At 32.9% G+C, this 19,346-nt stretch carries 15 protein-coding genes, 1 tRNA gene and 1 pseudogene; 4 read left to right on the top strand and 13 right to left on the bottom strand.

The genetic code is table 11. From position 1 onward, the window contains the following. Positions 1-39: 39 nt before the first annotated feature. From TCEL_RS11780 to TCEL_RS11795, 4 genes are all read right to left on the bottom strand, one after another. Positions 40-1,047 carry a LacI family DNA-binding transcriptional regulator gene (locus tag TCEL_RS11780; protein ID WP_018666390.1) on the bottom strand — a complete coding sequence of 336 codons (1,008 nt, stop codon included), beginning with the start codon at positions 1,045-1,047 and terminating at the stop codon, positions 40-42. Between the two features lie 192 nt (positions 1,048-1,239). Continuing rightward, positions 1,240-2,088 (bottom strand): bifunctional 5,10-methylenetetrahydrofolate dehydrogenase/5,10-methenyltetrahydrofolate cyclohydrolase, encoded by an 849-nt coding sequence (locus TCEL_RS11785; protein WP_018666392.1) that lies wholly within the window; start codon positions 2,086-2,088, stop codon positions 1,240-1,242. 10 nt (positions 2,089-2,098) lie between these two features. Beyond that, the gene (locus tag TCEL_RS11790; protein WP_040684099.1) at positions 2,099-3,775 is read right to left on the bottom strand and encodes a formate--tetrahydrofolate ligase; all 1,677 of its coding nucleotides are present in this window, start codon (positions 3,773-3,775) and stop codon (positions 2,099-2,101) included. A 184-nt stretch (positions 3,776-3,959) separates the two neighbouring features. Further along, positions 3,960-4,049 (bottom strand) — tRNA-Ser (locus tag TCEL_RS11795). 132 nt (positions 4,050-4,181) lie between these two features. Between TCEL_RS11795 and TCEL_RS11800 the strand changes: the two genes are divergently transcribed. From TCEL_RS11800 to TCEL_RS11810, 3 genes are read left to right on the top strand one after another with little or no spacing between them, the layout of a single operon-like run. Next, positions 4,182-4,490, top strand: a complete 309-nt coding sequence (locus TCEL_RS11800; protein WP_018666397.1) for a PadR family transcriptional regulator — start codon at positions 4,182-4,184, stop codon at positions 4,488-4,490. A gap of 3 nt (positions 4,491-4,493) precedes the next feature. Then, positions 4,494-5,111 (top strand): ABC transporter ATP-binding protein, encoded by a 618-nt coding sequence (locus TCEL_RS11805; RefSeq protein WP_018666399.1) that lies wholly within the window; start codon positions 4,494-4,496, stop codon positions 5,109-5,111. Positions 5,112-5,115: 4 nt separating this feature from the next. Next, entirely contained in the window at positions 5,116-5,904 is a 789-nt protein-coding gene (locus TCEL_RS11810) for an ABC transporter permease (protein WP_018666400.1), read from the top strand. On the opposite strand, the gene tadA is transcribed toward TCEL_RS11810, so the two are convergent. Continuing rightward, positions 5,899-6,333 (bottom strand): tRNA adenosine(34) deaminase TadA, encoded by a 435-nt coding sequence (tadA, locus tag TCEL_RS11815; protein WP_242823467.1) that lies wholly within the window; start codon positions 6,331-6,333, stop codon positions 5,899-5,901. The two genes, TCEL_RS11810 and tadA, sit on opposite strands and share 6 nt — an antisense overlap. Before the next feature lie 137 nt (positions 6,334-6,470). Here tadA and TCEL_RS11820 point away from each other — a divergent pair, with 137 nt between their 5' ends. Further along, positions 6,471-6,872: a hypothetical protein gene (locus TCEL_RS11820; RefSeq protein ID WP_018666404.1), complete on the top strand. Its 402-nt coding sequence runs from the start codon at positions 6,471-6,473 to the stop codon at positions 6,870-6,872. 8 nt (positions 6,873-6,880) lie between these two features. Here the strand turns inward: TCEL_RS11820 and TCEL_RS11825 are convergent, their stop codons facing one another. The 8 genes and pseudogenes from TCEL_RS11825 to TCEL_RS11865 form a co-directional block, all read right to left on the bottom strand. After that, positions 6,881-7,258 carry a DUF948 domain-containing protein gene (locus tag TCEL_RS11825; protein WP_018666406.1) on the bottom strand — a complete coding sequence of 126 codons (378 nt, stop codon included), beginning with the start codon at positions 7,256-7,258 and terminating at the stop codon, positions 6,881-6,883. A gap of 15 nt (positions 7,259-7,273) precedes the next feature. Next, a complete protein-coding gene (locus TCEL_RS13280; RefSeq protein WP_018666408.1) occupies positions 7,274-7,663 on the bottom strand; it encodes a YtxH domain-containing protein in 390 nt (129 codons plus the stop codon). Between the two features lie 104 nt (positions 7,664-7,767). After that, positions 7,768-8,556 (bottom strand): sugar phosphate nucleotidyltransferase, encoded by a 789-nt coding sequence (locus TCEL_RS12930; protein WP_018666410.1) that lies wholly within the window; start codon positions 8,554-8,556, stop codon positions 7,768-7,770. A 179-nt stretch (positions 8,557-8,735) separates the two neighbouring features. Then, entirely contained in the window at positions 8,736-9,944 is a 1,209-nt protein-coding gene (locus TCEL_RS13285; protein WP_018666412.1) for a TerB N-terminal domain-containing protein, read from the bottom strand. 305 nt (positions 9,945-10,249) lie between these two features. Further along, positions 10,250-13,290 (bottom strand): annotated as a pseudogene (locus TCEL_RS14460) (DUF1156 domain-containing protein); the annotation flags it as partial. 145 nt (positions 13,291-13,435) lie between these two features. After that, positions 13,436-16,156: a phospholipase D-like domain-containing anti-phage protein gene (locus TCEL_RS11855; protein ID WP_018666421.1), complete on the bottom strand. Its 2,721-nt coding sequence runs from the start codon at positions 16,154-16,156 to the stop codon at positions 13,436-13,438. Between the two features lie 12 nt (positions 16,157-16,168). Next, positions 16,169-18,379, bottom strand: a complete 2,211-nt coding sequence (locus tag TCEL_RS14305; RefSeq protein WP_018666424.1) for an anti-phage-associated DUF1156 domain-containing protein — start codon at positions 18,377-18,379, stop codon at positions 16,169-16,171. After that, positions 18,360-19,340 (bottom strand): DUF1156 domain-containing protein, encoded by a 981-nt coding sequence (locus tag TCEL_RS11865; protein WP_018666425.1) that lies wholly within the window; start codon positions 19,338-19,340, stop codon positions 18,360-18,362. The genes TCEL_RS14305 and TCEL_RS11865 overlap by 20 nt, the downstream gene beginning before the upstream one ends. Positions 19,341-19,346: the final 6 nt, after the last annotated feature.

Genomic DNA, 19,346 nt, shown 5'->3' on the forward strand with positions numbered 1-19,346 from the left:
CATTTCGAAACCGGTTTCGAATTCGTTAAAAAAAGAAGGTTATTTTAAAGATTTACAAGAATCTCTAATAACTAATTCAACAGGAACTATAACTGATGTTCTAGTATTCTTCTTATCAATTGCATTTATAAGAATATCTGCAGCATTCTCTCCTATCAAATCTGTATTTTGCTTTATTGTTGTAAGTTTAGGAGTTATATATCTACAAATATCCAAATCATCATATCCAATTATTGATATATCTTCAGGAACTCTTAAGCCCTTTTCTTTAATTGCACTTATTGCTCCAACAGCCATAAGATCTCCTGCTGCAAATACTGCTGTTGGCAAATCCTCTAATTCCAATAACTTGCTCATGGCACTAAAGCCACCTTCATAGGTGAAATATCCTCCATCAACAAGGTAGTCATCTCTTATTTCTAAGTTTAACTCCTTTAGAGCTTCTAAAAATGCGATGTATCTTAAATCACCTGCAAAGGTATCTCTACTTCCATATATGTGAGCTATTTTTCTATGACCTAATGAGTATAGATGCTTAACTGCTAAATAACATCCCATAGTGTCATCAGAATGAACACTGCTTGCTTTTCTGCTCTCATTATCAACTAATACACATGGGAAATCACTATTTATAAGTTCTTGTATTTGTTCATTGTTTGGGTCTGAAGTTATTATTAATACTCCATCCACTCCTCTTATTTTGCAATGGTCAAGATAAGTTATCTTATCCCCACCTATATCTTTTGATATAAACAGCAAATCATATCCCTTCATCTCAACATTTTTCTTAAAACTTTCTAAAATAGCACTAAAGAATGGATGTTTAATACCAACGTTTAGCTTTTCATCAAATAAAACTCCTATTGTCCATGACTTTTTTGTAGTTAAAATTCTAGCATGTGAGTTTGGTATATATCCCATTTCATTTGCTTTTTTTAGTATAATCTGCTTTGTCTTTTCGCTTACGTCTGGGTAATTATTTAAAGCCTTTGAAACTGTTGTTGGTGAAAAGCCTGTAGCTTTTGATATATCATAAATTGTTGTCAAAGCACTACACCTCTTAAATTATTTTTCGAAACCCATTTCGTAATCTATTTTCATTATAACAGTGTTAAATATATTACGTCAATACACAATTTAAAAATATTTCAGTAAATTTATAATTATATTTTATTTTGTTTTATTTTTATTTTATTTTAATTTCTAAAATTATAGGGCTGTTTTAAACAGCCCTTAAAATCAATAACCCATTTGCATCTTACATGCCTTAACCAAATTTTTAAATAAGACTGTGTTTGTTACAGCACCAACTCCTCCTGGCACTGGAGTTATATCTTTTACTAACTCTTTTACATCATCAAAATCAACATCACCGCAGAGATTACCCACACTATCCACATTAATACCTACATCTATCACAGTTGTTTTATTGCTAACATATTCCCTATTTATAAATTTTGCCCTTCCTATTGCTACAATAAGTATATCCGCATTTTTTGTTACTTCCTTAAGATTTTGAGTTTTAGAATGGCATATTGTAACTGTTGCATCTTCATTTAATAGAAGCATAGATAGAGGCTTACCCACTACCATCGATCTTCCTATTACCACAACATTTTTACCTTTTATATCTATGTTGTAATGCTTTAATATTTCAACTACTGCAGAAGGTGTACATGGGGCAAAGCCTGTTTTATCCCCCTCCATAACCTTTGCTACATTTATAGGATTTATGCAGTCTATATCCTTTATAGGGTTTATGGCGTTTTTTATATGGTTCTCATCAATATGCTTTGGAAGAGGTCTAAACAAAAGAATTCCATGTATTAGTTTATCATTGTTTATTCTTTCTATACATCCTACTAAATCATCTGTTTTTATATCTTCTTGTAGTTCAAAAACTTCAACCTTAATACCCAGCTTTTCAGCTCTTTTTATTGCGCCTCTCTCATAGGATAGGTCGCTTTCATTTCTACCTACCCTTACAATTGCAAGCTTAGGCTCTATTCCCTTATCCTTCAACTCTTTTACTTCGTTTAGTATTTCTTCTGACATCTTATCTGCTACTTCTCTACCATATAATATCAAGGTATCCCTCCTAGAAAAGTCCTGTTATTCTACCATTTTCATCAACATCTATCTTTTCTGCTGCAGGAACCTTTGGAAGTCCAGGCATCTTCATTATGCTTCCTGTAATTGCTACAACAAAACCGGCACCTGCTGATACATATACTTCCCTTACAGTTATCTTAAATCCTTCTGGCCTTCCAAGTTTAGTTGGGTCATCACTTAATGAATATTGAGTTTTAGCCATACATATTGGAAGGTTACCAAATCCAAGCTTTTCAAGTTCTGCAATCTGCTTTTCTGCATCTTGTGTAAATACTGCATCCTCTGCACCGTAGATCTTTCTTGCTATTGTTTTAATTTTATCCTTAATTGGCATTTCTAAGTCATAGCAGAACTGCATATTTCTATCCTTTTGCTCTATTAATCTTAAAACTTCTTGAGCAACCTCTATTCCACCTTCTCCACCTTTTGCCCAAACTTCTGATACCTTTACACTAACTCCAAGTTCAGCACATTTTTGCTTTATAAGTTCTATTTCTTCTTCTGTATCTGTTGGGAACTTGTTAAGTGCAACCACTGCTGGAAGGTTAAATACCCTTGTAATATTTTCAACATGCTTTAATAAATTTGGAAGTCCCTTTTCAAGAGCCTCTAAATTCTTTTCTCCTAATTTATCCTTTGGTACACCACCATTATATTTCAAGGCCCTTACTGTTGCAACAATAACAACAGCACTTGGCTCAATACCTGCCATTCTACACTTTATATCTATGAATTTTTCAGCACCTAAATCCGCACCAAATCCAGCTTCAGTTACAACATAATCTGCAAGATGAAGTGCCATCTTTGTAGCCATTATTGAGTTACATCCATGGGCAATATTTGCAAATGGTCCGCCATGAACAAATGCAGGGGTTTTGCCTAATGTTTGAACTAAATTAGGCTTTAAAGCATCCTTTAGAAGCGCTGCCATTGCACCTTGTGCCTTTAAATCTCCTGCTGTTACTGGTTTTCCGTCCCTTGTATATCCTACAACTATCCTTGATAATCTTTCCTTTAGGTCTGCTATATCCTTTGATAAACAGAAAATAGCCATAACTTCAGACGCAACAGTAATATCAAAGCCATCTTCTCTTGGAACTCCATTTACCTTTCCACCAAGTCCGCTCACAATAAATCTAAGTTGTCTATCGTTCATATCAACACATCTTCTCCAAGTTATTCTTCTTGGATCGATGTTTAATTCGTTTCCTTGATAAATATGGTTATCAATCATAGCTGCAAGTAAATTATTTGCTGAACCTATTGCGTGAAAATCGCCAGTAAAGTGAAGATTTATATCCTCCATTGGAACAACTTGTGAATAGCCGCCGCCTGCTGCTCCTCCTTTAATTCCAAAGACAGGTCCAAGAGATGGTTCGCGAAGTGCCACTGCAGTTCTTTTACCAAGTAGAGTTAATGCATCTGCAAGTCCAATTGAGTTTGTAGTTTTTCCTTCTCCTGCTGGAGTTGGGTTGATTGCCGTAACTAATATTAGTTTTCCATTTCTACTTGGCTTATTCTTTAATATGTTATAATCCACCTTTGCCTTGTATTTTCCATAAAGTTCAATCTCATCCTCTGTAATATCAAGCTTTCTAGCAATCTCTCTTATGTCTGAGAGCTTTGCCTCCTGTGCAATTTCAATATCTGTTTTAAACATTATGTACCCTCCTTTTTTAGTAATACATAAATAAAGATACCGCCTACTCTCTATAAAATATATTCTACACTATTTACTTGTATCCTTCTATAAGAACTTTTTTGAATATTTAAAAAATCATTTAAAAAATAAATCCCAGGTGCATGGGACATTATGGAAAATGTCACATTTCACCTGGGTGGCACTTTGGCGGAGAGAGTGGGATTTGAACCCACGGTACGGTTACCCGTACGCACGATTTCGAGTCGTGTGCAATAGACCACTCTGCCATCTCTCCATCTAAATAATATGATAAATGTATTACATTTTAATGTCAACATTTTATATTTAGTTAACTTGTATTGTTTTCTCAATGGTGATATAATTTTTATATCGTATTTCGATAACGCGTTTCGAAAGGAGTATTTTTATGGACAATAAAATACTAAGAAAGCTGTTTTTAGGGTTTATTGAAATACATATACTTCATCATGCTAAAAAAGAGCCCTTCTATGGCTCTTGGATGATAGAGGAACTTAGACACCATGGTTACGATATAAGTCCTGGTACATTATATCCTATACTCCATACCCTCTATAAAGAAGGCCTTTTAAACGTAGAGGAGCAAAATGTTAATGGGAAGATTAGAAAATACTACTCTATCACTAAAGACGGAGAAACTGTGCTTAAAATGGCAAAAGAGAAGGCTCTTGAACTTATCAATGAAATAGGAGGTTAAAGAATGTTTGAAATAAAAAATCTTAAATTTAAAGATATTTTAGATATTGAACATCTTATTATAAATAAAAACTCTGTTACAAGCATAGTAGGGGAAAGTGGCAGTGGTAAAACGACTCTACTTAAAATGCTAAATAATATAATTAGCCCAGATGAAGGGGAAATTTATTATGAAGGAATAGAAATAAACAATTACAACCCAATTGATTTAAGAAGAAAGGTTGTTATGCTTCCTCAAACTCCTGTTATATATAAAGGAAGTATACTAGATAATATTTTAATAGGTAAAAGGTTTGCTAAGTCTTTCAATTATAATCTTGAGGAAATAAAAACTCTTTTAGAAAAGTTTAATGTAAATAAAAACTTAAGTGAATCTGCTGAAAATCTATCAGGTGGAGAAAAACAGAGAATATGCTTAATTAGGGTGCTTATAATGAACCCAGAAGTTATACTTTTAGACGAACCAACTTCTGCCCTTGATGAAAACACTGAAGATATAGTTATAAATTATATAGTAGAATATACAAAGAAAAACAATAAGACTCTTGTTATGGTAACACATGCCAAAGACATAGCAAAAAAATATTCCGACTTCATTATTGAAATTAATAAAAGGAGATGATTTAATGAATGGAGCTGTTAGGCTTTCTATTCTGCAGGTGATATCTGCATATTTATTTATCATAATTCTTCTTTTAATCGTTAGAAAAAGAGGATTAAATAGAGAAAAGGAAATTATAATCTCTACTACAAGAATGACTCTACAACTAATATTAACAGGATACATTCTAACATATATATTTAAAACTCCAAACCCAATTATAACTGTACTTGTTATATCAATTATGGAAGTATTCGCAATACAAAACATTATAAAGCGTTCAAAAAACAGACTTTCAAAGGAACTTAAAAAGGTTGTTATTTTTTCTATGCTCACTGGGACTTTGTTTACATTAATTTATTTCATTTTTATAGTAATAAACATAAAACCATGGTATAATCCACAGTATTTTATCCCTCTGGCAGGTATGGTAATTGGCAATTCTATGACAGGAATAAGTCTTGGAATAAATAAATTAGTTGAAGGGTTTAAAAATCAAGTTGATATGATCGAATGCTCACTTATGCTTGGTGCATCTCCTAAGGATGCCAGCAAATCAATATTAGACAATGCCTTTGACTCTGCAATACTGCCTACTATAAACTCAATGGTTGGTATGGGAATTGTATTTTTACCTGGAATGATGACTGGACAAATACTATCTGGCTCATCCCCTTTAGTTGCAATAGAGTACCAAATTGCTATTATGCTAGGTATTTTAGGTAGTGTATCTATAAGTGTAATTATATTCTTATTATTAGGATATAAAACCTTCTTTAATAATAGAATGCAAATAAAAAGAGAGGAACTATAATCCTCTCTTTTTTTTAAAAAAATCACTTAAAAGGGTTGCACACTCCTTTTCAAGCACTCCCCCAACAACCTCTATCCTATGATTTAACCTTTCATCATAGGCTATGTTATAAAGAGTCCCACAGGCACCAAACCTTTTATCATAGGCCCCAAAAACCAGCCTTTTTATTCTACTGTTTACAAGTGCCCCAGCACACATTACACAAGGTTCTAAGGTTACATATATTTCACAATCTATTAACCTCCAACCACCTAAATTTCTACATGCCTCCTGTATGGCTAAAATCTCCGCATGTGCTGTTGCATCCTTTAAAGTCTCCCTCAAATTATGTCCTCTTCCAACTATCTTTCCATCTTTAACAACCACGGCACCAACTGGTACTTCATCAATAAAAAGGCACTTTTTTGCTTCCTTTATAGCTTCCCTCATAAAATATTCCATAATATCACCCACAGATATTATAAATTATGTTTTTTATAAAATAAATATGGTTATAAAGATAATCTCTTTGCTTTGATAATAATTTTCTGTTAATATAATATTAATACAAGAAAAGGGGTGGTTATATGTGTTATTTTATGTTTGTTGAAACAAACAGCAGTATTAATGAAGATGTTATTCTAAGAAACGAAAAAAGTAGCCTATACGTACAAAACTTATCTAATATAGTAAAAACTAAATATGATAAATTGTATCACATAAGCAATGGACACTGTGCCTGTGACATAGTTGTAAGCCCACATAGATTAACCGAAAATGTTCTTGATATAATAAAAAATATAGATGGAGAATTTAAATTTATTATCATTGACAGCAACAAAGAGGATGTAGAACCCCTACTTGAAGAAAATAATGATTTTGACATGTTCCTTTCAAAATTTAAATCAGAAGAAATTAGTTTAGATGAATTTATAAAAAAATACCCAAAGGAAATACAGTTTGATGTGTTGTATAAAATAAAGAGGTAAGCAAAACCTTACCTCTTTATTTTATACCTCTTTTTTGAAAATAAACTTTTAAATTGAGAAAACGCAGATATCACATCTGAAATAGTTGAAACTATATCATCTATGGTTGCAGCCACCTCATCTGCACTTGATACTATATTTGATATTTCACTTCCCTTTGCTTCAATATTTGATGCAATTTTATTAACATTTTCCACAAGTTTTGGTAGGATATCTAATGTATTGTTTATGTTTTCCTTGTTCCTATTTACTAAAACCTGTAGGCTATCCAATACTGAATATAATTTCTTTAATATCTTAATTAGATAATATGTAACAAATGCTACTGCAAAAATACCTACTATAAAAAACAGATCCTTTAAAGATAATGTAAATGTAAATTCCACCCCATTCACCTCTTACTATTCTTCTTTTTTAGCATCTTTATCTTCTTCGCTCTCCTCATTACAGCAACAGTTTGAATCTTGGCATTCTTCATCCTCTTCACAGCAACATTCTATATTATCTCCACAGCAGCAGTCAAAATCCTCAATGCATTCTTCTCCTTCACAGCAGTAGTTTGTCTTTACAACCTTTGATTTTACCTTTTCTGCAACTTCTTTAGCTTTGTCTACTGCTTCCTTTGCACCCTCCTTTAAATCCTCTCTTGTTTCTTTACCTGACTTTGGTGCAAATAATATACCTGAAATTGCCCCAAGTGCTGCGCCTATTGCTACACCTGTCGCAAGACCTTTTCTTAAGCTTCTTTTTGCTCTCTTTTCTCCAATAAAATCAAAACTAAACTTTTTCATGGTACCAACCTCCTTTTGTCATATTATACCACAAAGTATAAAAAAGTAAACTATTTCGACAAATTATATTTAATTAAAAAAGCCTATTTTAAGGGCTTTTTTAATTACACTGTTATCTCATCTCTTATAGAAATAATATTTAATATATCCTCACGGGTATCAGCATCAATAATTTTAGAATCTATAATCATAGTTACTAATCTTCCATCGCTTTCTAATAATCTCTCAGTCATGCTTATTGGTCTTATATGTCTATAGTATTCATCCAGTCTATCTTCTTTTATTGCCTTTTTCATCTCCTGCAGTTCCTTATAATTGAAGTGCTCTAAAAATGTATCAATGTACGCCATATAAATGCCTGTATCCTTTACTTCACTTACCTTTTTACTTATACTGCTTACATATATTTGTTTTTCCTTAATATCACCTATTTTTATGTCCAATAGTAAATTGCTCAACTTACCATATCTACTTCCAAAAACAAGTATTTTATCTAAATTACCTAATACAAAATTATATCCCATAGTAATTGCCCTTAAAACATCAAGCTCATTATCTAATAGTAGATCTGTTGGTAAAAATAAAAGAACTGCATTGGGCTGTATTTCTTTTATCTTTAAAGTTGCATACATTATTGCCGCATAGGTATCTCTACACATTGGCTCAAGTATTATATTTCTATCGTCTATATCAATAAGTTCCCTAATTCTATCCCTATATTCTTTTAAACCAACAACAAAAATCTTCTCTTTAGGTGAAATCTTCTTTGCAAGTTCATAGGTTTCCTCAAGCATAGTCTTACTATTTTGTAGAGCTACAAACTGTTTTGGTACCTCAGAATTAATGCTAAATCTTTTACCTTGTCCACCAGCTAGAATTACTGTATATAGCATAAAAATGCCCCCTTATATTTCTTTATATATTTATCGACCAAAACTTTAAAATGTTTAATTTTTCTGAAAATATTTTTTTTAAAATAAAAAGAGTCGGTAAAACACCGACTCTTTTTACCTGGTGCACCTGAGAGGATTCGAACCTCCGACACACGGTTTAGGAAACCGTTGAAAACGTTTCATTTCTTTGCAGGCCTTTTATCAACTTTACTTTTACAATTTGGACAAATTCCCTCATCATAATACCTTACATTTTCGTCAAACATTTTAACATCTATTTCATTAAATATAGGTGATTTTTTATAAACATCATCAGGCTTTTTCTGAGGCGTGTTGTCTATTTTCTGTACAATAAAGTTGGTTTCCTTATTTTTTCTTAAATATTTCAAAATCGTTTTGACATTTTCATGTGCCGCTTCTAACAACATCTTTACTGTTTCAGCAAATATGTTATTTTGAGTCAACGATGGTATTTCAGGCATTCGTTGGTTATCATCTAAAGAATAGTTTGCTAAAATAACTTTTTGCTCTCTTGGAGAATCTGTTATTTTAAATCTATCTAAAGGCATTTCTTCACAGGAGTACGTATCTATTAATATTTTTCTTAATTCCTGTTCAAACAAATCTTTCTCATCCTTTATATATCTTTGATTATTAAAACCAACCATTTTTGATATTTTCATTATCTCTTTGGCTGTTAAACCTTTCTTGAGTACATATTTTGCTAATAAATACATATCATTCACTTCAACATCTTCTATATCTGTTATAGTATTAAAAAACTTTAAAAACCAATCTTCCCTCTTATGAAAAATACTCGCAGCTATTAAAGCATTTGTTGTATAATATGTAAAAGACTTATTCTTATGAAATTTCCTTAATCTCAAAATCATTTCAAATGCTGAATCTGCATCTCCTAAAAATAAATGTCTTTCTAAACCATAATAAAATAAAAATACATAGCCTATATCTATTTCTTGCTCAATGTTTTGTAACCAATCTAAATATACCCATCTTTGAGAAGGTGTCAAACCCGTTGATAAAAAATTTGGTCCATATGATGGATAATATCCTAGTTTTTCTACATTGTTTTTATTCTTTACTTCTCTAATCGGTAATTTAATACTTATAGCACTGGGTTCTACTGTTTTAGGTGAAGAAAAGCTTATTATTATTCCTTCAACTTCAAAAGTTTTTCCCTGGGCTGGATTATAATTTTTTAGTGGACCATCAACAAACCATAGTAATTTTAAAACATCATATGGTATGTGAAATTTTTTATTATTAATAACAATATCATCCTTATTAAAATTATCTAATTCTATAATTTCTTTAGAATTAGATAATTTTAAGTTCTTCTCATTTTTAAACAAATCTAAAAAGCCCATTTTAATACCCCCAGTATATCTATAATTAATATTTAATAAAATTTATCAAATATAAAATCAATATTTTAATTTATTCGTTTTTTCCACTTTTAATATTTCTTAACAAATACTTTTTATCTACAATTTGCGACAATGCTTTAGATAATTTATAGTGTTTTATTCAATAGGTTAAATCTTTTATACTGCTATTTTATAAAAAAATGAGGCATTATGTGCCTCATAAATTGATATTTTTAGTCTATATAATCTCTTTTTACTATTTTTTATCTCATTGACAAGTACCTATTAATCAAAATACCACCCCATTATACCCCATCATGCCTTATTAGTTCTATTAAAAGCTTTGCATACTTTGCTTCTTCATGCCAGTGCTTCATATTTTCTATGTGTTCAAATGTGGCAATAAATTCAAGTATACTTATTATTGTATTTCTTTGACTCCAATAGTTTGGAAGCTCATTCTTCAACCAATTTCTACCCTGCATTGTGTTTTCCTCTTTTATTGATTGATGAAGTGCAGCAAAAACATTCCTTAAAAGTGAATTACTAAAGTTATCGCTTGTTCCTATGTTTTTCATTCCAAATTCCTTTGCTGTTTTAAGTCTTGCATTATTTGCCTTCGTACTTTGTAGAAGTTCCTTATATTCCTTAACACCAAAGCCCCTTGCAATTTCTTGATAAGCTGAAAGCTGATTTACTCCACTCTTTTCTAAGTCAAGCCCCTTTATATAGAATCTTTCTTCTGATGTTAAGGTCTTCCATGTAAACATATCAAATCCTGTTGGTGTCAAATAGTCATAAGCAATCTTTACAGCCTCTTGTATTATATTTTCAACAGGTGATACATATCCTCTTTGTCCTTTTTTGGATAGTTCATATTGTATATCTATATCTTCTATTCGTTTATAGGAGGTCAATACTCTAAGTGCTGCAGCATAAGCTGCTAAAATGTAATCTGCATCATTAAAATTAGGGTCTTCTTTATCATCAAGTTCCCTCATGCTATCGATTTGTCTTTTTACTTCAAATTCTATTTCTGGATATAGCTCATCTAAAAAGGCTGTTGTATCTGAAAGTTGTTTTCTTAAAACAAGAAGAACGGTTCCTTTTACATAATTTCCATCCTTAAGTCCACCTGATTCTGTTTCTGTTGCAATTGTCCATGCTGCTGTTACCCTAAGCCCTGCTGCCCAAAGTATTAATGTTAAATCTGCCCATACGCTTACTGCTTGGTGGGTAAACATAACAACCTGCATACCATCATCAGGCATATGTTCTGCTAAGTTTCTGTATATATCTATCATGCTTTGATTGAAATCTTCCCCTGTTCCTTTGACAGCCAATGCCCTTTTGGAGTCTGCATACCATTCTGGAAATATATCAAGTAGCATCTTCTTGTCCCACGCAAGGAAAAATTCAGATAGCTCATGGTAGTTAACAGCATCTGCATAGGGTGGGTCAGTAAGCCAAAACAAATTATAATCTCTAATAACTCGCGCATCTATCGGTTTTAGATTTTCACCTTTACTTATCTTAAAATAATTAATATTTAAAAACCAACTACTTCCTAAATGCTTTAAACTCCTAGTTCCATAATTAAACAATGTATTTAATGCCTGATTAGAAAATGTATTTTGCGTTGTTTCTACACCAATACCTGTATTCCAAATACTAAGTTTCGAATTCCAATCACAACACTTATTGCTTCCTAAAAGCCCAACAACCTTCTCCTTCTTTGTTTTAGCTTCTTTATCAATAAGCTCCATTAAAAGCCCGTGTACAAGTAGTTGCCTTGGATTAAATAGCTGATGCCAATATGCCCATCCTCTTTCTCGAATAACTTGGCTCGTATTATATCCCTCTTCTATAATACTACTTGGAATATACCCCTTCTCCTGCCATCTTTCAAATCTTTCCTTTAAAAGCTCTATTACCTTCTCTTCCCTTTTTAAATCTTCCTTTGTTGGTGCTGTATAGTACCTGTTGCCATTTTGGTCTTCATATCTTATGCAATATAATCTCTCTTGAAATACATCCTCTTCCCTTGGCATAAATTCATGCTTTTCCCATCTTCTTAATCCATATACTATTGTTCCATCATCAAGCCTTCTATCCTTCCTTATGGCTGTAATAGGTGTTTCCATATTACAATGTGGACATATAAGCTTACTATCCCTTACAGTCCCTTTTTCAGCCTTCTTCATCTCTTCACTTGTTGCATCCATCTTTATCTCAATATCAAATCCACCATGTCCATTATCCTTTAAAATTGCTACTGTCTTTGTCCCTTTACCTATAACCCAAGATGGTGCAAGTGGAACCTTATATCCNTACTATCCCTTACAGTCCCTTTTTCAGCCTTCTTCATCTCTTCACTTGTTGCATCCATCTTTATCTCAATATCAAATCCACCATGTCCATTATCCTTTAAAATTGCTACTGTCTTTGTCCCTTTACCTATAACCCAAGATGGTGCAAGTGGAACCTTATATCCACACTCTGGGCATATTGTTTCATTGCAATATAAATATGCATTTGCCCTATGTCCTTCTTCATTATGTTCTATACCCCATTCAGTTATAATCGCATCCGCCTTGTTATATACCCTCTCTTGAAACTTTTTAAGCTCCTCAATTTCTTCTTTACTACTTCCAAGTATATTAAGTGCAGACCATGTTAAAAGCATTGCAATAGGGTTTAAATCTGATGCATATACATCAAATCCCATCCTTGCTGCCTCAAATGGAATACTTCCTCCCCCTGCAAAGCAGTCTCCAACAGTTGGTACCTTTCCAAATCTTTTTTCACCAAGCTGTCTTACAAGCTCCTGAAGGCTGTAGGCATTAGTTCCAAGGTGGTCATTTATTTTATCCCATTCGTTTTTATCCTTAAGCTCAACTTCCTCTGGCCTTTTGCAGTATTTTAGCTTTTCGTCATAACTCATCCTTTTAAAGGCAATCATTTGAGCATTTTGTTTTTCTTCTTTAGAAAGTCCTGAAATATATTGAACCTTCCCAGAAGATTCAACAAAATATCTACTTCTTTCACTTGGTGTTAAGTAGTTATATACTTCTGATGCTGGTATAGCTTTATCCTTTCTTAATTCTAATCCCTTTTCATCCATTGTTAATATTTTTAAAAATATCTCTCTATCCTTCTTTGGATTATCTGATGCTGGCATTAAAAGTCCAAGTAGTGTTGCTCTAACAAGTATGAGGGGCTTTCTGCCCCACCATTTACCAAGTCCTGTTAATGTCTGTCCTAAGTTTGCCTTTCTTTCCTTATAGCTTTCCTTTGAAACCTTTGATACTGGAAACTGCTTTTCTATGAATGATAAATTCTCCATTTAGCTTCACCTCTATTTATCTATCTCCCTTTGTATAGCATAATCAAGTAAATTTAATTGTTTTACTGACTCCTCAATAGGATTTTCTTTTAAGGCGTATATTATTAAATTTTTACAATCCAAGATTAAATTTAAAATTGAATCATCATTTCCACCCACTCATTAAACACTTTTTCTTCTCTTTACTATCTAATACTGTTGAACAGCTTTCCCAATCAATTCTTTTTACTTGATTATATCTTAGTTCAAATGGATGCTGTTTAGGAACAGCATCAATTATATGTTTTGCTTCTTCTATTTCATTTAATGCAACCTTAACCCAAACATCCTCTAAAATATCTGGAATTTGTCCAAATAAATTGTGTATATTTTCAAGTCTTGATGATAATAGTTCATGTACTCTATCTTCAACCGAATCCTTGTATCTCATGTTATAAATATATACCTCATCATATATCTGTCCTATTCTTTGTATACGCCCTTTTCGTTGCTCAAGTCTTGTTGGATTCCAAGGTAGGTCAAGGTTTATAAGGCTTCCTAACGTTTGCAGATTTAATCCTTCGCTTGCCGCATCTGTTCCAACTAATACTCTTAATTCATGTCGTCTAACCATCTGTTTTAATTCTTCCTTTGTTCTTCTTTCAAATACTCCATCAACAAATATTCCTGACTTATCTCCACCTGCATAAAGTCCTATCTTCTCAAACTTTAAATCCTTTGATAAATTTTCAGCCACAAAGTATGCTGAATCGTAGTATTGTGAGAATATTATACAACCTCTATCTATCCATTTGTCATTAATTAATAATTTTAATACAAGTTCATACTTTGGGTCCTTTGCTTGGTTGTTTTCTAAGCATTCAATAAACTTTCTTAAACAATCTTGTTCTTCTGCTGTTAAGTTTTTAATTTCTTCCTTTTCCTCATTTATCTTATCTACATCTTCATCTTCGTAGTCATCATCAGTTTGAAGCATATTCCAGTTAGATAACATCTTTTCTGCTGTATTCTTACCAGCAATTATAGTACTTCCAACTCTTTTTAAAAGTAATGTCTTTAAAAAGCCTCCACCCTTTACACGCTTTTGTAAAAGTGCACTAAACTCTTCTGCATATCCATAGGCCTTTTTTAGATATGGTGGTAATACTATAGCTTCATCATCTCTTTCTCCAAACAGTTTAACTTCTACCTTCTTTAAATATGGTTCATTTGTCTCTGGGTTTATTGTATTTTCAAGAAAATCTCTTGTTCTTCTAACAATATGCCTTATAAATGGATTATGAAATTCAATAAAATTATTTTCTATTATTCTTCCTAACCTTCTATAATCAGGTGTTGTTTTTAAACCTTCTATTGCTTCATGGCTTAAAACAAATTCATCATCCTTCATATCAGCACGTCTTCTTACAAGCGAAAAATTAATATCTTCGTTGGCTGGTGGGAAAGGATCTCTTACCCAATCAATTATACTCATATCAAATTCATTAAACTTTTCCTTACCTAAAAGTAAATTTAGTGCCTTCTCTGGTTGTGTTCTCCATTTACTAAACTTACTTCCTAAAACACTGTCATTTTTTTGCGATAAAATCTCCAACAAATCCCAAGCCTCAATTGGATGTAACTGTACTGGTGTTGCAGTTGCTAAAAGCATACTTTTTGTTCTCTTTGAAATATCCATCAAGAACCTCATTAAATTGTTTTGATTCGATTCGTGTGCTACTGTTTTATCATTTCCTTGATTATATTTTTTTCTTCTTGCCCTATGTGCTTCATCCACAATTACACATTCATATTCCATTGACAATAAATAATCTACAATAGGTGAATTAGATGTAATAAGCCCTTGCGATACAATTCCTATCCTTCTTGGACATTTCTTAATACTTATATCTCCATTTGAAGGATACTTTAATCCATTCTCATCAACCCATTCTCTTCCTGTCCAAACAGCTGACGGCATATCAAGCAGGTTATATAATTCATCCTGCCATTGCCAAAGCAATGTTTTAGGAACAATTATAAGTATTGGATTATCACCATATAAAGCCATAAGTTGTGCTGCCATAGCAAGCTGAACAGTTTTACCAAGCCCTACCATGTCAGCAAGAACATATCTTGCACCATAGGATTTTTTATGGTCTTCAAAGGCAAGATTTATAAAATACTTTTGATGTTCCCAAAGCCCAAGTTCCTTACGATAAACTGGCGATTCTATTACTGTTGAAGCTGGCTCTGCATTTTTTCTCCATTCTTCAATAGAATATATAACTTTTCTCTGTGCCAACCTCTTTATATCTTCAATTATAAAATCAGACAATGGAATAGCATATTGACTATTCCAAAAGAAATCAAATTCCTCTTGTACCCAGTCTACAGCCTCCTTGGAATCATCTTCCCAAAGAATTTCATAATTTAATTTCCATGCTGAAGCTGTTTCATTTACACTACCTATAAACGATGTTTTTCTACCATCCTTTAGTGTGATTACTCCTGCCTTACCATGTATTAGTCCAAATACATCATTTGGAATAACCTTAATTTGCAGTTTTCCTGACTTTAATAGATTATAAAGCTTTTCAAGTCTCAAACCTGCTCCTATTAACTTCTTTTCAGGCTCTGATTCACACCACTCTCTTCTTTGGGCCTCCTTTGCTGCCTTTGCTGTTTTTACATCTTCTATTGATAGCTCTGAATTACAAACAACACGAACTATACCTTCTACAGATTCTATGGCTTCACCTGCTATCTCAAGAATAGAGGAGCTAAAATAGCCTGCTATTCTATCGTAGGCCAATGCTCCTCTTAATTTTTCATCTAAAAATGTTTTATCTAATTTTTGTCTCCTTGATGAATACCTGTAAATCAAAATACCACCCCATTATACCCCATCATGCTTTATTAATTCTATTAAAAGCTTTGCATACTTTGCTTCTTCATGCCAGTGATTCATATTTTCTATGTGTTCAAATGTGGCAATAAATTCAAGTATGCTTATTATTGTATTTCTTTGACTCCAATAGTTTGGAAGCTCATTCTTTAACCAATTTCTACCCTGCATTGTGTTTTCCTCTTTTATTGATTGATGAAGTGCTGCAAAAACATTCCTTAAAAGTGAATTACTAAAGTTATCGCTTGTTCCTATGTTTTTCATGCCAAATTCCTTTGCTGTTTTAAGTCTTGCATTATTTGCCTTCGTACTTTGTAGAAGTTCCTTATATTCCTTAACACCAAAACCCCTTGCAATTTCTTGATAAGCTGAAAGTTGATTTACTCCACTCTTTTCTAAGTCAAGCCCCTTTATATAGAATCTTTCTTCTGAAGTTAAGGTCTTCCATGTAAACATATCAAATCCTGTTGGTGTCAAATAGTCATAAGCAATCTTTACAGCCTCTTGTATTATATTTTCAACAGGTGATACATATCCTCTTTGTCCTTTTTTGGATAGTTCATATTGTATATCTATATCTTCTATTCGTTTATAGGAGGTCAATACCCTAAGTGCTGCAGCATAAGCTGCTAAAATGTAATCTGCATCATTAAAATTAGGGTCTTCTTTATCATCTAGTTCCCTCATGCTATCTATTTGTCTTTTTACTTCAAACTCTATTTCTGGATATAGCTCATCTAAAAAGGCTGTTGTATCTGAAAGTTGTTTTCTTAAAACAAGAAGAACTGTTCCTTTTACATAGTTTCCATCCTTAAGTCCACCTGATTCTGTTTCTGTTGCAATTGTCCATGCTGCTGTTACCCTAAGCCCTGCTGCCCAAAGTATTAATGTTAAATCTGCCCATACGCTTACTGCTTGGTGGGTAAACATAACTACCTGCATACCATCATCTGGCATATGTTCTGCTAAGTTTCTGTATATATCTATCATGCTTTGATTGAAATCTTCTCCTGTTCCTTTTACAGCCAATGCCCTTTTAGAGTCTGCATACCATTCTGGAAATATATCAAGTAGCATCTTCTTATCCCACGCAAGGAAAAATTCAGATAGTTCATGGTAGTTAACAGCATCTGCATAGGGTGGGTCAGTAAGCCAAAACAAATTATAATCTTTAATAACTCGTGCATCTAATGGTTTTAGATTTTCTATATTACTTTTATTGAAACAATTTAAATTTAAAAACCAGCTACTTTCTAAATGTTTTAAACTTCTTGCTCCATAATTAAACAATGTATTTAATGCCTGATTAGAAAATGTATTTTGTGTTTTTTCTGTTCCCACACCTGTATTCCAAATACTAAGTTTTGAATTCCAATCACAACACTTATTGCTTCCTAAAAGCCCAACAACCTTCTCCTTCTTTGTCTTTGCCTCTTTGTCAATAAGCTCCATTAAAAGCCCGTGTACAAGTAGTTGCCTTGGATTAAATAGCTGATGCCAATATGCCCATCCTCTTTCTCTTAATAATCTTGAAGTTTCATCTCCTTCTTCTATAACACTACTTGGAATATACCCCTTCTCCTGCCATCTTTCAAATCTTTCCTTTAAAAGCTCTATTACCTTCTCTTCCCTTTTTAAATCTTCCTTTGTTGGTGCTGTATAGTATCTGTTGCCATTTTGGTCTTCATATCTTATACAATATAATCTCTCTTGAAATACATCCTCTTCCCTTGGCATAAATTCATGCTTTTCCCATCTTCTTAATCCATATACTATTGTTCCATCATCAAGCCTTCTATCCTTCCTTATGGCTGTAATAGGTGTTTCCATATTACAATGTGGACATATAAGCTTACTATCCCTTACAGTCCCTTTTTCAGCCTTCTTCATCTCTTCACTTGTTGCATCCATCTTTATCTCAATATCAAATCCACCATGTCCATTATCCTTTAAAATTGCTACTGTCTTTGTCCCTTTACCTATAACCCAAGATGGTGCAAGTGGAACCTTATATCCACACTCTGGGCATATTGTTTCATTGCAATATAAATATGCATTTGCCCTATGTCCTTCTTCATTATGTTCTATACCCCATTCAGTTATAATCGCATCCGCCTTGTTATATACCCTCTCTTGAAACTTTTTAAGCTCCTCAATTTCTTCTTTACTACTTCCAAGTATATTAAGTGCAGACCANTGCATCCATCTTTATCTCAATATCAAATCCACCATGTCCATTATCCTTTAAAATTGCTACTGTCTTTGTCCCTTTACCTATAACCCAAGATGGTGCAAGTGGAACCTTATATCCACACTCTGGGCATATTGTTTCATTGCAATATAAATATGCATTTGCCCTATGTCCTTCTTCATTATGTTCTATACCCCATTCAGTTATAATCGCATCCGCCTTGTTATATACCCTCTCTTGAAACTTTTTAAGCTCCTCAATTTCTTCTTTACTACTTCCAAGTATATTAAGTGCAGACCATGTTAAAAGCATTGCAATAGGGTTTAAATCTGATGCATATACATCAAATCCCATCCTTGCTGCCTCAAATGGAATACTTCCTCCCCCTGCAAAGCAGTCTCCAACAGTTGGTACCTTTCCAAATCTTTTTTCACCAAGCTGTCTTACAAGCTCCTGAAGGTTGTAGGCATTAGTTCCAAGGTGTTCATTTATCTTATCCCATTCATTTTTATCCTTAAGCTCAACTTCCTCTGGCCTTTTGCAGTATTTTAACTTTTCGTCATAACTCATCCTTTTAAAGGCAATCATTTGAGCATTTTGTTTTTCTTCTTTAGAAAGTCCTGAAATATATTGAACCTTCCCAGAAGATTCAACAAAATATCTACTTCTTTCACTTGGTGTTAAGTAGTTATATACTTCTGATGCTGGTATAGACTTATCCTTTCTTAATTCCAATCCCTTTTCATCCATTGTTAGTATTTTTAAAAATATCTCTCTATCCTTCTTTGGATTATCTGATGTTGGCATTAAAAGTCCAAGTAGTGTTGCTCTAACAAGTATGAGGGGCTTTCTGCCCCACCATTTACCAAGTCCTGTTAATGTCTGTCCTAAGTTTGCCTTTCTTTCCTTATAACTTTCCTTTGAAACCTTTGATACTGGAAACTGCTTTTCTATGAATGATAAATTCTCCATTTAGCT

Origin of the sequence: Thermobrachium celere DSM 8682 (genome assembly GCF_000430995.1) — a bacterium.
Taxonomy (GTDB): domain Bacteria; phylum Bacillota; class Clostridia; order Clostridiales; family Caloramatoraceae; genus Thermobrachium; species Thermobrachium celere.